Source organism: Paenibacillus sp. sg306046 (assembly GCF_059821225.1).
The window spans coordinates 406,243-420,817 of the sequence record NZ_JCAMRT010000002.1 but is presented as its reverse complement, the minus strand read 5'-3'; the positions used below and the strand labels follow the sequence as shown (position 1 = coordinate 420,817).

Genomic DNA, 14,575 nt, shown 5'->3' with positions numbered 1-14,575 from the left:
CCTCCACATCTTACGACATGGAAGCATTTTCTTGAAGGTGTTTTGATTTGTCTCACGTTAGGGGGTCAGTCCCACTCGTGGAAGTTGAGGCTTTTTTTATGGTTGGTTGGGCGGCTTAATGCTCCGCCCAGCTGTCCAGGTACAGCTTCTGCTCATCCGTCAGCGCGTCGATGCCGAAGCCAAGCGCCGCCAGCTTGAAGCGAGCGACTTGCTCGTCCAGCTCGTAAGGCACATTGACGACTTTGCCGCCGATCGCGTTGTAATGATCGTTGACATATTTCAGCGACATCGCCTGCAGCGCGAAGGTCATGTCCATAATTTCAGCCGGATGCCCGTCGCCAGCGGCCAAATTAACGAGGCGTCCTTCCGCCAGCACGTAAACCTTGCGGCCGTCCTTGAGGGAATATTCTTCGATATTGCGGCGCACCGTACGTTTGGAAACAGACAGCGCCTCCAGCTCCGGCTTGTTCACTTCGACGTCGAAGTGGCCGGCGTTGGACAGGATCGCGCCATCCTTCATCACTTCGTAATGCTCGCCGCGGATCACATCGCGGTTGCCCGTTACTGTCACAAAGAAATCGCCCTGCTTGGCCGCTTCCAGCATCGGCATAACCGCAAAGCCGTCCATGTACGCCTCAACCGCTTTGATTGCGTCGATTTCCGTCACGATGACATTGGCGCCGAGACCCTTCGCACGCAGCGCAACACCCTTGCCGCACCAGCCGTAGCCGACAACGACGACCGTTTTGCCGGCAACGACCAGGTTCGTCGTCCGATTGATCCCGTCCCAAACCGATTGACCCGTGCCATAACGGTTGTCAAACAAATATTTGCAGAATGCGTCGTTTACGGCCACCATCGGGAATTTCAGCTGGCCTTCCTTCTCCAGCGATTTCAAACGCAAAATACCGGTTGTCGTCTCCTCCGCGCCGCCACGGACGTTTTTCGCCAAATCCTGACGCTCCGAATGCAAAATGGTGACGAGATCGCCGCCATCGTCAATGATCAGATCAGGTTCGGTTTCCAGCGTCTTGAGCAGCAGCTCTTTGTACTCCTCAGGCTCCGGATTGTACTTTGCAAACACCGTGATGCCGTCCTCGACAAGCGCCGCGCACACATCGTCCTGCGTAGACAGCGGGTTGCTGCCGCAAATCGTCACTTCCGCGCCGCCCGCCTGCACAACCTTAGCCAGGTAAGCCGTTTTCGCCTCCAGATGCAGCGAGATGGCAACCTTCAGCCCTTTGAACGGCTGCTCCTTCTCGAATTGCTCGCGAATTTTATTCAAAACCGGCATATGAGCGTTCACCCAGTCGATTTTCAAATGCCCTTCCGGTGCAAGCGCGATGTCGCGAATAATACTGCGATCTGCCGTACTGTTTGCCATTTTTTATGCCTCCTCAAAAATATTCCATCCTATTTAGATATAACAGATACGCTGCTTCCCGTCGAGCGGAATATTTGCTTGAACAAGCTCCGTCAGCCAATGCTCGCCGTATTTGTTCAGGAAAGCGAGCACATTCAGCACCCGCTCCTGCGGCTTGCCTCCGGGTAACACCGATTGCCCGACCCGGGCGAACTGCCGGAGACCGGCTTCGTTTTGGGTACGCAGGCCATCCTCCGCCTTTTGCCGCAAAAAGTTGATTTGCTCGACAATTTTACCGAGGTTTGTCGTTCCCAGCGTCTGCAGCCCCGGATTAATTTGCGCCAGCGAGGCGATCAGCGGCTCATAGTCAGCCTGGAAGCGCGCAGTAATGTCCGCGAACCGGCCTTCCAGCTGCCATTCATCCCGCTGCCGCAGCCAGTCCTCCTGCTTCTCCTCCAGCCGCTCAAGCACATCCTCAAGCGACAGTGACAGCTTCTGCATGTTTTTTTGCACAGCGCCTTCCAGCAGCGTGACGACCAGCCGCGGCAGCACAAGCGGCAGTCGCATGCCTAATTGATGAAACGCCTGCTTCGTCTGGCTCCAGTAGACGATTTCGGCCGGTCCCAGCACCGTACCTAGCACCGGAAGCAAGTAATCCTGCATCAGCGGCCGCGTCAGCACATTATTGCTCAGCCGTTCAGGCGCTTGCTCCGTCCAGCTGAGCACTTCGTCCCGGCTGTAACGGCGCTCGCCCCGACGGTCTGTGAAGCCTGTCCCCGCTTCATCTTCGTAAAGCAGCACTCGTTCGCCAGCCTCATCATAAATGAAGAGGTTGGCGCTGCGCGGGTGCAGCTCGACCTGCGGTTCATAGCCAAGCTCCTTCACCCGTCCGCTGCCGTCAGCCAAAGCCCGGTTCAGCTCGCCGCTGCGCTCCAGCAGCGTGCGAAACATCGGCCCCTCCAGCTTGCGCAGCGCCGGGTCATCCGAATCCAGCAGCACAAGTCCTTCGCTGCCGAGCAGCGTCACCATCAATCGCGCGAACAGCTCCGACAGCGACGACGAAGCCGCAGCCGCCTCGCGCAGCCGCCCGACAAGCCCTTCCTTGAATTCCGTCGGCATCAGCGACGCTTCCACTTCCGTCAGCACGTCCCCCCATTGCTCTGCGGCAATGACGGTTCGGCTGACCGAGGTGCGCGGTCCGCCCGGATGAGCCAGCCGGATCTTGTCCAGCTTGCCTTCGGTATTCAGCACCAGTACATGGTTGGCTTCGTCAAAATCATGGTCCTCGCCCGCGATCCAGAACACCGGAATGACCGGCCTGGACAATCTGGCCTCGGCTTGCCGCGCCGCCTGAATCAGCGAGATCGCCTTATACAGGACAAGCAGCGGGCCGGTGAACAAGCTCGCCTGCTGGCCGCCCACCATGCATAACGCACGCGGGTCGCGTAGCCGGGCAGCCGCCTCCAGCGCCTGCGGCGTATTGCCGATCCCCTCATTAAAGGCCAGCAGCACGTCCGTCACCTGCGCACGATCCGCTCCGCCGACACGCTCCGTATCCAGCCATGCGGCCCGCTCCTCGAACCCGGAAGCCGTCCACGGGTTATAATCAAACAGCTCGCCCGTCCGGGCAACCTGACGTATGTAATCGTCCGTCAAGGGCTGGCCGGATTTCCAGTCGATTGCGTCGATCCGCAACATACCCGCCGCCTCTCTTATGTTTGGTTAGTTGCCTCCTGTTCGTACGTAAGTCAGCAACCAATCTTATTGTACACAGGTTCACCGGAATCGTCAAAAAAACACGCGCCGCTTGTCGAGCGGCCGCCCTGCGAACGACGATACAAAAAGCTTGCCGAATCACACGTCTGCATGTCTCGGCAAGCTTGCTTCTTCTAATATAAATGGCATGCGGTGAAGTGGCCGGGCTTCACTTCTTTGAACCCCGGCATCGACGCCGCGCACTCCGGCATCGCCTGCGGGCAGCGCGTACGGAACGGGCAGCCGCTCGGCGGATTCAGCGGACTCGGAATTTCGCCCTCCAGAATGATCCGCTCCCGCGTCCGCTCGATTTCCGGGTCGGGAATCGGAATCGCCGACAGCAGCGACTGGGTGTACGGGTGAAGCGGATTCGCATACAGCTGCTCCGAGGTGGTCACCTCGACGAGCTTGCCCAAATACATGACGCCGATCCGGTCCGAAATATGCTTGACCATCGCCAAGTCATGCGCGATAAACAAATAAGTCAAGCCGCGTTCCTTCTGCAGCTTCTTGAACAAATTGACGACCTGCGCCTGTACGGATACGTCCAGCGCCGAAATCGGCTCATCCGCAATAATAAATTGCGGCTCGATCGCGAGCGCGCGGGCAATGCCGATCCGCTGCCGCTGGCCGCCTGAGAACTCATGCGGGAACCGGCTTGCATGCTCCTCGTTCAGCCCGACCGCGTCCAGCAGCTCGGACACCCGCTTTTTGCGCTGGCTTCCGTTGATGATGCCGTGGATGTCCAAACCTTCGGCAATAATATTGCCGACGGTCATCCGGGGATTAAGCGAAGCGTACGGGTCCTGGAACACCATCTGCATCTGCCGGCGAAACTCCTGCATTCGGCGTCCGCGCAGCTTGTGGACATTTTCCCCGTTAAACAGCACTTCGCCGCCAGTCGCTTCATACAACCGGATAATCGTGCGACCTGCCGTTGACTTGCCGCAGCCGGACTCGCCGACCAGACCAAATGTTTCTCCGCGGGCAATCGCAAAGTTCAGGTTATCCACCGCTTTGAGAATTTTGCCGCCGCCGAGGTTAAAATGCTTTTGCAACTGTTTGACTTCCAGAATCGGTTGTTGACTCATCGTGCCGTACCTCCCGCCTCTACCGGACGCTCGACCTGCGGCGCATCCGGATGGAGCAGCCAGCAGGCCGCCGAGTGGGTGCCCGACAGCTCCGTCTGCTCCGGATCATGCTCCAGACATACCTTCATCGCATAAGGACACCGCGCAGCGAACGCACAGCCTTGCGGCGGAGCGAACAAATCGGGCGGTGTGCCGGGAATCGGCACCAGCTCGCTGTTTTTATCCTGATCCAGGCGCGGTACCGAGCGCAGCAGCCCCCATGTATACGGATGGCGCGACCGATAAAAAATTTCATCGACCGTCCCCTGCTCCACGACCTTGCCTGCGTACATGACGACAACACGCTGCGCCATCTCCGCCACCACGCCGAGGTCATGGGTGATCACAATGATCGCCGATTCCGTCTGCACGGACAGCTTTTTCATCAGCTCGATAATTTGCGCCTGAATCGTAACATCCAGCGCTGTCGTCGGCTCATCCGCAATAAGCAGCTTCGGATTACACGCCAGCGCAATCGCAATCATCACCCGCTGCCGCATCCCGCCGGAAAATTCATGCGGATACTGCTTCAGTCGCCCTTGCGGGTTGGACATCCCGACCAGCGTCAAAATTTCGAGCGCCCGCTCGTCTGCCGCGCTGCGGCTCAAGCCCTGATGCTTGATCAGGCCTTCCGTTATTTGCTGGCCTACCGTCATCGTCGGATTCAGGGAGGTCATCGGGTCCTGAAAAATCATGCCCATTTCCGAGCCGCGAATTTTCTCCATCTTGGCATTGGACAGCTTTGTAATTTCAACGCTGCCGTCGAATAAAATCGAACCGCTTTTGATAAAGCTGGGCGGGCTTGGGATCAACCGCATCAGCGTCTGCGCCGTGACGGATTTGCCACAGCCCGATTCGCCGACAATCGCGAGCACCTCGCCTTTATTTAAATGAAAGGAAACGCCGCGCACCGCCTGCACCTCACCGGCATACGTCCGGAACGACACGCGCAAATCCTTGACTTCCAGGATCGGTTTCTGTTTACTCATCTATGGTCACCTCCGAATGAATGACTGCCTACTTGCGCATCTTCGGATCGAGAGCATCGCGCAGCCCGTCGCCGAGCAGGTTGAAGCTCATCAAAATCAAGCCGAATATAATGGTCGGGGATATGACACGGTGCGGATACATCCGGATCGAGTTCGCGCCGTCGGACAGCAGCGAGCCAAGCGAAGCAAGCGGCACCCGGATTCCAAGACCGATAAAGCTCAGGAACGACTCAACAAATATAGCCGAAGGCACGATAAACGTAATTTGTACAATAATCAAGCCGAGCGCATTCGGCACCAGATGCTTCAATATAATCCGGGCGCCGCCTGCGCCCAGCGTACGGGCGGCCAGCACGTATTCCTGCTCCTTGAGCTGCAGCACCTGCCCGCGCACCAGCCTCGCCATCGGCACCCAGCCGGTAATCGCATACGCGATAATAATCGTTTTGAAGCCGGGACCGAGCACGATGATCAGCAAAATCGAGATGAGCAGAAATGGAATCGAATATACGATTTCAATAATCCGCTGCATGATATCGTCCACACGGCCGCCATAATAAGCCGAAATCCCGCCATAGATAACACCAAATACCAGGTCAAACAGCGCTGCTGTAATGCCGATCGCCAGTGAGATCCGGGTTCCCCACCAAACCCGCACCCACAGGTCGCGGCCGAAATCATCCGTACCGAACCAATGTGCGGCCGAAGGCCCCAAATTACGAATGTCGTAGTTTTGGGTCGCATAGTCGTATTTGGACAAAATCGGGCCGAAGATCGACAAAACGATCAGCGTACAGAGTGTAATCAGGCCGAACATGGCCAGCTTGTTTTTACGCAGACGCCGCCAGGCATCCTTCCAGTACGTCAGCGAAGGACGCACAATGGATTCGCCGCCAACCTGCTCACGCGTGACCGGTTGAAAAAGGTCCTTCGACACATTCATCATTTGCTTGCTCCCTTCGCCAGACGAATCCGCGGATCAACTAAGCCGTAAATAATATCGGTAATAAACAGCACTACCAGCAATATAAACGAGTAGAAGATCGTCAGACCGGTAATCATCGTGTAGTCATTGGAATAAATCGACTGTACGAAATGTTTGCCCAAGCCCGGCACGACAAAAATTTGCTCCACAACCAGCGTACCCGTGATCAAGTTGACGAAAATCGGACCCAAAACCGTAACGACCGGTAAAATCGCATTGCGGATCGTATGCCGGACAACGATTTTGGACGAGGACAGCCCCTTCGCCTTAGCCGTCTTGATATAATCCTGGTTCAGCACATCCAGCATCGAAGTCCGCATCAGCCGCGCCAGGATGGCAATCGTACCAAACGATAACGCAATCGCAGGCAGCACCCGCGAGGAAGGACCCGTCCACATGCCGGGCGGAAACCAGCCGAGCTTGACGCCGACAAAATAAGACAGCAGCGGTCCGAGCACAAAGGACGGAATCGAAATCCCGATAATAGCCGTAAACATCGCGCCGACATCCAGCCCTTTATTATGGTTCAGCGATGCGATAATGCCCAGCGTCAAACCGATGACAATCGCAATCAGCAGCGCCCACAAACCAAGCTCCAGCGAAGCAGGAAAGCCTTGCTGGATAATATCGGTCACCTTCCGCGTCGGAAACGCATAAGACACCCCGAGATCGCCGTGAATGACATTATTCATATATTTCAGGTATTGCTCCCAGATCGGCTTGTCCAATCCGTATTGCGCATACAAAATTTTGCGTTGTTCAATGCTTAACTTCTGTGAATCTTCACCAAACGGATCTCCGGGCAAGTTTTTCATCAACACAAACGTAAATGTTACGATGAGCCACAGAGTGATCGCCATATATACAAGACGCCGCAGCAAATACCGAAGCATGGCACACCTCCTGAACGAGTGAGAAAACAAAAATGACAGACAGCTCAGCCACGGGCAGCCGAGCTGCTTCGCAAGCATAGTCCGCCTGATGCAGGCTATGTTTGCGAAGCAGCCCCGCATCGCCTGCCGATCCGTGACGTTCGGAATGACAAGCAAAAAGCGAGGCCGTTCTCGGCAATTCAGAACGGCCTCCCTCTTTCACTTCAAACAGCGCAGGCTAGCTGATTACTTGATGCTGACCCAGCGCAGCTCCCATTCCTTGGACAGCGGAGGCAAGATCAGACCCTCCACATTCGGGTTTTTCGCGTATGGGCGGGTACGGAAGTACAACGGAGAAACCGGAGCATCCGTCATCAGGATTTTCTCGGCGTCAGCAAGCATTTTGGCGCGTTTAGCCAAATCTACTTCTTTGTCGGCGCCTTTAATGAGATCATCATAAGCTTTGCTGTTATATTCCACGTAGTTAAACGATTTGTTATCGGATACCCACATGTCAAGGAAAGTCATAGGGTCGTTGTAATCAGCGCCCCACAGAGCGATCAGGGCATCATAGTTATGCTCTTGCATGTTTTTCACGCGCAGTGCAAATGGCAGCGGCTCGCCGTCAACTTCAACGCCCAGGTTTTGCTTCCATTGAGCCTGGATGAATTCGATCGTTTTCTTCGCGCCCTCGGTGTCATCGCCGGTCAGCTTGAACTTCGGCAGCGCCGTCAAGTTCAGCTCCTTCAGACCTTCCGCCAGCAGCTCTTTGGCTTTAGCCGCATCATAAGGAAGCTGAGTATCGCCAGCAGACTTGCGGAATTCCTGCTTGTTGCCATCGCTCACCGTAAATGGCACAAGGCCGGTCGATGGCAGCGACGCGCCGCCGAGCACAACCTCGTTGAATGCTTTACGGTCAACGGCCATACCAAGCGCTGCACGGATTTTCGCATTCGCAAATGCAGGACGCTTGTTGTTGAACATCACGTAAGCCGAGACAAACTCCTTTTTGATGGCCAGCTCAGGCTTGCCCTGGAACGCCTTCGATTGCTCGCCGCGCAGCTCGGTCAGATCAACCTGATTCGTTTCGAACATGTTCAGCGCCGTATTCGCGTCCTTCACCACGTTAACGGTAACCTTGTTCAGCTTCACGTTGGCAGCATCCCAATAGTTTTCATTTTTGACCATCACAAGCTGCTGCTCATGATCCCACTTCTCCAGCTTGAACGGACCTGCGCCAAGCACCTTATCCGCATCTGCGCCGTTTTTGTCGCCTTGCTTCGTGACGAACTCACCCTTTTGCGGGAAAAACAGCGGCAAGGACAACTGGTCTACGAAGAAAGCAACGGGACGCTCCAGCGTAATTTCCAGTGTTTTATCATCCTTCGCTTTTACGCCAAGCTCAGCCTTTTTCGCTTCCAATTCCTCAGGCTTCGCCGTATTCAGCGCCGTACCGCCCTTGATCCAGGCGAGCATCGTTGCATATTTCGCTTTTGTAGCCGGGTCCAGCGTGCGCTGGTAAGCCCAGACAAAATCCTTCGCCGTCAGCGGCGTGCCGTCAGCCCATTTCAAGCCATCGCGCAGCGTAATTGTATAAACCAGACCGTCAGCGGAAATTTTCGGAAGCTCAGACGCAAGCGCCGGCTGAGGCTTGCCTTCCGCATCGAGGCGGTAAAGCCCTTCATTCACCGCATTCAGAATCGTAAACGTTGGGTTCGTCGTTGCAATCGAGCTATCCAATGCCGGCGGCTCTGCCGCCAGGTTGATGCGAATTTCTTGTGCGGACGCTTGTTTGGTGTCTGTTGCGCCGCCCCCTTGAGATGTCGTGTTGCCCGAGCATGCCGCTAACGTGGTGCCGAGCATGGCTGTTACGGAAGCCAATACCAGAAGTTTGTTTAACTTCATAGAAATCCTCCTTTGACATATGTAAGTATATGTTAATTCCGAGTCTATTTCTCAGAATTATCACCTGGTCAATTAATAGGCAGCTTTTTGATAATAACGATTTTTTACGTATTTGTAAACAAGGAACCCTTTATCAATGCAAAATTATACAACCGGGGGTTAATAAAATCTAGTACTATTTTTTGTCTAGGGTCAATTCTTGTTACAAATTACAAAACTCCGGCCCCCGTTTGTTCACAACAACAAAAAAAGAGCCTATCAGCTAGGCTCTCAATGTACAGAAGCATTTATACACAATCTGTTAAATGCGTTTCAAGATTGCAGCATGTATTTTCCGATCCCGACGACCAGCAGCATCACATAGCAGGCGCTAAGCACGAGAAATCCGAGCCGTGCCATCGTCTGCGCAATCTTACGCACATCAACCCGGCCCTTCAACCGATTCTGCATGCTGCCAAGCAAGCCTGCCCCGATCAAAAACAATAAAATAATCAGCCATAACAGGAAAACGGAACCAAAAATATTCCGGCTCATATAGCCGACCGAGCCGATCAAAAACAGCGTGGTGATGTCCATGCTCAGATGCGTCGCTTTACGCTTATTGCGGGTTTTGGAATAAACGATAAACCATGTAATCAAAAAAGCTACAAACGGCAGCAGCGCCAGCAGCGTATATAATTGATGCAGCAAATTCCAAATCATCCCGTCACCCGCCTCACCCTCAATGAATCATTCACCAGCCGTCAATCGGTTTTCCAGCGCCTTGATTAGCCAGTACAGCTGTTGGTGGGCCGGCAGCTCCAGACTCTGAGTCCGGGCCAGCTCCAGCAAGCTGCCTGTGATCGCTTCAATTTCCGTCATCCGACCCGCTTGAATATCCTGCAGCATCGAGGAGCGGTTCGCGGCGGTACGCCGGCATACATGCTGTACGCTCAGCCACAGATCCGTGTCCAGCTCCACCCCGCATGCGTCGGCCAGCCGTACGCCCTCGTCCGTCAGCTTGCGCAAAACCTGCCAAGCCCCTTCCAGCTCCAGCAACGCCCCGTTCCGCACCTGTAATAGCGCTGTCAGCGGATTGATAGCGGCATTGATCAGTAGCTTTTGCCAGACGCGGCTTTGGATGTTATTCGACAGAAAAGCGCGAAATCCTGCCTTTTCCAAATCATCCACCAGCTTTTTTTGCGCCTGTCTGACGAAGGATGGCTGCGAGCCGTCCACGCGGTCTGTTGCATCAGTCTCCGGAAGTCCCCCGGTCCAGGCGCCAATGGCCGTTTCTCCCCGGCCTGTATGCGCGGCTGTCCGGTCCGTGCGCCGCAGCGCCGCCTCCGTCGTCACCGCCAGCAGCAGCCGCTCGGGCGGTACATGCCGCGCCAGCTTGTCCGCATGCCCGATGCCGTTCTGCAGACAAACGACCCAGCTGTTGCCGCTCATCAAGCGACGAATTTCCACAGCCAGCTCATCGGTAATCGCCGACTGCTTCACCGTCAATAAAATAAAATGCGCCTCGCCGTCCGCCAACGGCTTATGATCGGCTGCATCCCCCAGCCTGCCCGTGACAGGCCATGCCGAAAGCTCCGACCCGGACAGCTCAGGCTCAAGCAAAGCCAACCCTTCGCTGACGATCAGCCGCGCCTGCTCCTCCCGGCGTACGTACACCTCCACCGGCAGTCCTGCCTGCGCAAGCCTGACAGTGAACAAAATTCCAAGCGCGCCTGCGCCTATGCATGTATAACGACTCATCCCCGTTCCCCCTCGGCTGATCCGGCTTCCTCCATTGTATTATAAACCGGAACCGCCTTGCTGTCGTGAGCGAAACGAGGTCCCCGTGCAGCTCTGCCTGCCAACATACAAAAAGCCTCCAAGCTGAAAGCCGGACCTGCGATCCGCTCTTTCCCTTGAAGGCTTACTTCGTGTGTGCCGCTGAAGCTGTCAATCGACCCGCTCCAGGTTTCCGTTTTCATCCATCTTGAACCGCGCCTTCATTTCGTCATCTTCCTCGGTCAGAAAAGCCAGCTTGCGCGCACGGTCCATAATTTGAATCAACGCTTTATAATCGTCATTGACGACGCGATAATCGGTGGATACGTCATTGACCTGCCGGCTAAGCGAATTGTTTTCGCTGTGCAGCCGCTCCAGCTCATCCTGCTTTTCATTCAGCTCTTTTTCCAGCTGGCGCAAATGGCGAACCATCTCCTGGTAGCTGCCCTTCCATTGCCGCAAAAAGCGAATGACCGCGTCGATCGACAGCTCCTCCACAATACCATCCGAGCGCACGATGGGCGAATCGACCGTCTCCGCCGTACCGGAAACGCTTGCGTAGGCAGGGGTCTGCTTGCGCTGCTGAGTGCGTTTCTGCCTTTGCGCCTTGGCGGTTTGAATCGCCGTTTCATATTTTTTACGAACAAAGCTGTTCCAGCGAAAACCGCAAGCCGCGGCTGTCCGGCCAATCTTCTCTCCGACTTCCTCAAACGCCGAAAGCTGTGTGCTTCCTTCGCGGATATGGCGCAGCGTCACCTCAGCCAAGATCAAATCATCCTCGTCGCTCCATGCATCCTGTCTAATCACCGTCATCCATACAGGCCTCCTAACCCCTCGCATATTCATCATCTATGAGTGAACAATAGCTGAACGTGCTGTACTACTTTAACTCTATGCCCATAGCAAAGTTCATAGAATACTTTTCTAGTAATTTGTATTGCCACTTTTGCCAGCCTTCATACATCATTTCTCCGATTTGCGTCCATACTAAAAAAGCTTGAGCAACAAATAAATCGCTTTCGTCACCGATTGGTCATTTACACACAACCGCGCATTCGTTATAATGTTGGATAGTAATGTTTAGTTGAATCGTGACCGTAGAGAGGGGGATGCACAATGGATCGCATGTTTCGCGTACTCGGCTTTTGGACGCTTGCTATCGGCTTGATGGCTTTGGCCGGAGATTTGATTCCTATGGCTTTTGTCTTTTTTGCCCAGACAGCCGTCTTCGTATTGCTTGGTTACTTGAAGCTGTCCGAGCGCACCTACATATTATTATTTTGGGGTTACATGATTCTCTCGTTTACCGGAGTTACGTATTGGTCATTCTTCAAAATGCACATCTAGTTCCGGATGAGCCTTCAGCAACGCCCAAAAAAAGTGAGCCGCATGGTTGCGGCTCACTTTTTTTGCTGGACAAGCACCTTAAACAGCTCGCTCATGGCATCGGACAGCAGCAGCTGGCGAATGGCCCGGTTGCGCCGGGCGGTCTCGGAGAACGGATCGGGGTCGGCGTGATTTTGCAGCAGCCCGAGAAGTCCCTGCTCCACCAGAAACTGCTTTTGGGTCTGGTACAGACGCGTCTGCAGCCCGGCCGCTTCACCCGCCTCGGTTAACGCACTGAAGTTCACGTGGGTCGTTATATCCTGCTCGCCAATCGCCTGCAGCGGCGTATCACTGGCCTGATGGTTGCGGTAGCACAGCAGCGTCCCTTCCATCCGATGGGCGGCGTGCAGCTCCTCGCGCACGTCTCCGTAATCAATCGTGACGAGCAGGCTGCCCGGAGCAAGCGCCGACGCCAGCTCCTTGTACCAGCGGAGCGCATCCAGCTGCAGCTCGAAGCGCTGTCCCTCGCGCTGCGGCAGCTGCTCTGCCTGCACAACCTGCAGCAGCTCGGTCGGCTCCAACGGACGCTCTGTCTCGACGAGCTCCCCGCTGCCGGTGTCCCGGCTCACGCCCAGCTCACGCCAGCTGTCCTGTCGATACACGACCCGGTGAACGGGAAATGCGTCCGGCAGCTCGTTGGACCAGACCAAGCTGCGTTCTGCCACTGGCCTGGCTGCCCATTCGGCCGGTGACAGCAGCTCCACCCGGTCCAGATGCCGTTGCAGCGTCTCCGCTTGCAGGCTGCGATGATACGGACTCGTTTCCACTCCGGTATACGTTAATCTGCCATACAAGGCGGGATGCTGCTCCTGCAGCGTATCCAGCACCCGAACAGCCAGCTGCCCCGCACCGCCGCCCCATTCGACAAGCCGCACAGCTCCGTCCTCCGGCTCCAGCTCGCGTGCGATGTACGCGGCGAGACAGCCGCCCAGCAACCCGCCAAGCGAGGACGAGGTATAGAAATCCCCGGCCCGGCCCAGCTTCTCCCGACCGTTCATATAGTAGCCGCAATCCGGCTCATAGAGACACATTGCCATATAATCGCGAAAGGACAGCCACCCGTCCGGACAGTTGTCCAGCCGCGCGTGCAGCCGTTCCAGCAGCTGACGGTTTCCTTGCTCAGACCTGGCTGGCTTGCTTTTGTTCATCGCGGCAGCTCCTCTCTTCTCCACTGTCTTTTTAATATAAACATGCAGACAAAAGCTTCGACAATCGTTATAATAATACGGGTAGTTTCCAAGAAGGGGGCAGAAATTATGAATCCGCTGCGTTTCATTCGTCATGCGGCCGTCATCGGCTGCGCTGTTCTGCTCATCTCAGGCTGTACCGACCACAAGCAGTTGAAGGAGAGCTGGTTGCAGGCCGCTGCCAAACAAGAGCAGATGCAAAGCTATCAATTTGCCGGAGAAGTCGAGCTGCAATTGGATGCCTCGTTATTTAAGGAGGCCCAGCCGTTAACGGCTGCACTGCTGTCCACCTTCAAGGATGGGCGGCTTACGTATCAGGGCCGAACCTCGTTGAAGGAACCCGTGCAAGCAGAAGCAGATTTCAAGCTGACGCCCAAAGGCTCCGAAACCGGACTTGAGATGCCGTTTCTACTTAAAGATAACAAAATGTATGTCCGCTTGCCAATTCTGAATAAAAGCGATGAATATTTGGCGGTGCCGCTCACCCAGGACCCGCAGCGCCTGAACCAGGTCGGACGGCTGTCGGCCTCCGTCAGCGCCAAGCTGCTCCAGGAGCTTAATCCGGATTGGCTCGAAGCGGGCGGCAAGGAGGAAAAGCTGGCAAACGGCGAAGCCGCTACCCGCATTTCCCTCCAGGTCACCGATAAAAACAGGCAGGCGCTAACGGAGCAACTAGCCAAATCGCTGCCCGGAGCGCTGGAGGAATGGAAGCTCAGCGGACTGCTGAGCGAGCAGCAGCTGAAAGCCTGGAACGACAAGGCAGCTGCGCTGCAGGTGCTGCCTGCTTCCAGACTGGATATCTGGATCGACGCCCAAGGTTTTATCCGGCAGCAGCAGGGCGAGCTGCGCTTTACGCTCCAGCCGGACGGCCCTGCTCATCTGATCAAATGGACGCACCGTCTGGATGCGGTAAACGAACCGCCTGCGTTCACCAAAGAAGTGCCCAAGCAGACAAAGCCGCTGTCTGATCTGCTCAAGCTGATTCCCAAGCCGTCAGGCAAATAAAAGACCTTACCCAATAGACGCCTTCACACCCGTATAAGCTGCGGGCATGAAGGCGTCTTTGTACGGCGCTGGAATAAACTTCGTATAAAGGAGATAAATAAAAAAGGGCGCGCCGATCGCTGATGTAAATACGCCCGCCGGCACGTCAAGCGGGGAAAAGCTGCTGCGCCGTAAAAAGGATCGTTTCGTCGCCCAGGCGAAGCCTACCGCTGCCGCTCTCGATGTAATATAATACGTAGA

At 55.5% G+C, this 14,575-nt stretch carries 13 protein-coding genes; 2 read left to right on the top strand and 11 right to left on the bottom strand.

Going from position 1 to position 14,575, the window contains the following annotated elements; genetic code table 11:
• Nucleotides 1-115: 115 nt before the first annotated feature.
• From AC6ROY_RS03745 to AC6ROY_RS03700, 10 genes are all read right to left on the bottom strand, one after another.
• Nucleotides 116-1,384, bottom strand: coding sequence for an adenosylhomocysteinase (locus AC6ROY_RS03745; protein WP_500098643.1), 1,269 nt, complete (start codon nt 1,382-1,384; stop codon nt 116-118).
• 33 nt (nt 1,385-1,417) lie between these two features.
• On the bottom strand, nt 1,418-3,061 hold the full coding sequence (bshC, locus tag AC6ROY_RS03740; RefSeq protein ID WP_500098642.1) for a bacillithiol biosynthesis cysteine-adding enzyme BshC: 1,644 nt from the start codon (nt 3,059-3,061) through the stop codon (nt 1,418-1,420).
• Nucleotides 3,062-3,252: 191 nt separating this feature from the next.
• Nucleotides 3,253-4,209 (bottom strand): ABC transporter ATP-binding protein, encoded by a 957-nt coding sequence (locus tag AC6ROY_RS03735; RefSeq protein WP_500098641.1) that lies wholly within the window; start codon nt 4,207-4,209, stop codon nt 3,253-3,255.
• On the bottom strand, nt 4,206-5,237 hold the full coding sequence (locus tag AC6ROY_RS03730; RefSeq protein WP_500098640.1) for an ABC transporter ATP-binding protein: 1,032 nt from the start codon (nt 5,235-5,237) through the stop codon (nt 4,206-4,208). The genes AC6ROY_RS03735 and AC6ROY_RS03730 overlap by 4 nt, the downstream gene beginning before the upstream one ends.
• A 28-nt stretch (nt 5,238-5,265) precedes the next feature.
• The gene (locus AC6ROY_RS03725; protein WP_500098639.1) at nt 5,266-6,180 is read right to left on the bottom strand and encodes an ABC transporter permease; all 915 of its coding nucleotides are present in this window, start codon (nt 6,178-6,180) and stop codon (nt 5,266-5,268) included.
• A complete protein-coding gene (locus tag AC6ROY_RS03720) occupies nt 6,180-7,115 on the bottom strand; it encodes an ABC transporter permease (protein ID WP_500098638.1) in 936 nt (311 codons plus the stop codon). The genes AC6ROY_RS03725 and AC6ROY_RS03720 overlap by 1 nt, the downstream gene beginning before the upstream one ends.
• 225 nt (nt 7,116-7,340) lie before the next feature.
• Nucleotides 7,341-8,999, bottom strand: coding sequence for a peptide ABC transporter substrate-binding protein (locus tag AC6ROY_RS03715; RefSeq protein WP_500098637.1), 1,659 nt, complete (start codon nt 8,997-8,999; stop codon nt 7,341-7,343).
• 312 nt (nt 9,000-9,311) lie between these two features.
• The gene (locus AC6ROY_RS03710) at nt 9,312-9,701 is read right to left on the bottom strand and encodes a DUF3397 domain-containing protein (RefSeq protein WP_500098636.1); all 390 of its coding nucleotides are present in this window, start codon (nt 9,699-9,701) and stop codon (nt 9,312-9,314) included.
• Nucleotides 9,702-9,728: 27 nt separating this feature from the next.
• On the bottom strand, nt 9,729-10,739 hold the full coding sequence (locus tag AC6ROY_RS03705; protein WP_500098635.1) for a ketopantoate reductase family protein: 1,011 nt from the start codon (nt 10,737-10,739) through the stop codon (nt 9,729-9,731).
• A 189-nt stretch (nt 10,740-10,928) separates the two neighbouring features.
• Nucleotides 10,929-11,570 carry an RsfA family transcriptional regulator gene (locus AC6ROY_RS03700; RefSeq protein ID WP_500098634.1) on the bottom strand — a complete coding sequence of 214 codons (642 nt, stop codon included), beginning with the start codon at nt 11,568-11,570 and terminating at the stop codon, nt 10,929-10,931.
• A 303-nt stretch (nt 11,571-11,873) separates the two neighbouring features.
• Here AC6ROY_RS03700 and AC6ROY_RS03695 point away from each other — a divergent pair, with 303 nt between their 5' ends.
• Nucleotides 11,874-12,104, top strand: coding sequence for a DUF2626 domain-containing protein (locus AC6ROY_RS03695; protein WP_500098633.1), 231 nt, complete (start codon nt 11,874-11,876; stop codon nt 12,102-12,104).
• Between the two features lie 53 nt (nt 12,105-12,157).
• On the opposite strand, the gene AC6ROY_RS03690 is transcribed toward AC6ROY_RS03695, so the two are convergent.
• The gene (locus tag AC6ROY_RS03690) at nt 12,158-13,291 is read right to left on the bottom strand and encodes a class I SAM-dependent methyltransferase (protein ID WP_500098632.1); all 1,134 of its coding nucleotides are present in this window, start codon (nt 13,289-13,291) and stop codon (nt 12,158-12,160) included.
• Nucleotides 13,292-13,399: 108 nt separating this feature from the next.
• Between AC6ROY_RS03690 and AC6ROY_RS03685 the strand changes: the two genes are divergently transcribed.
• Entirely contained in the window at nt 13,400-14,335 is a 936-nt protein-coding gene (locus tag AC6ROY_RS03685; protein WP_500098631.1) for a hypothetical protein, read from the top strand.
• The last annotated feature ends 240 nt before the right edge of the window (nt 14,336-14,575 follow it).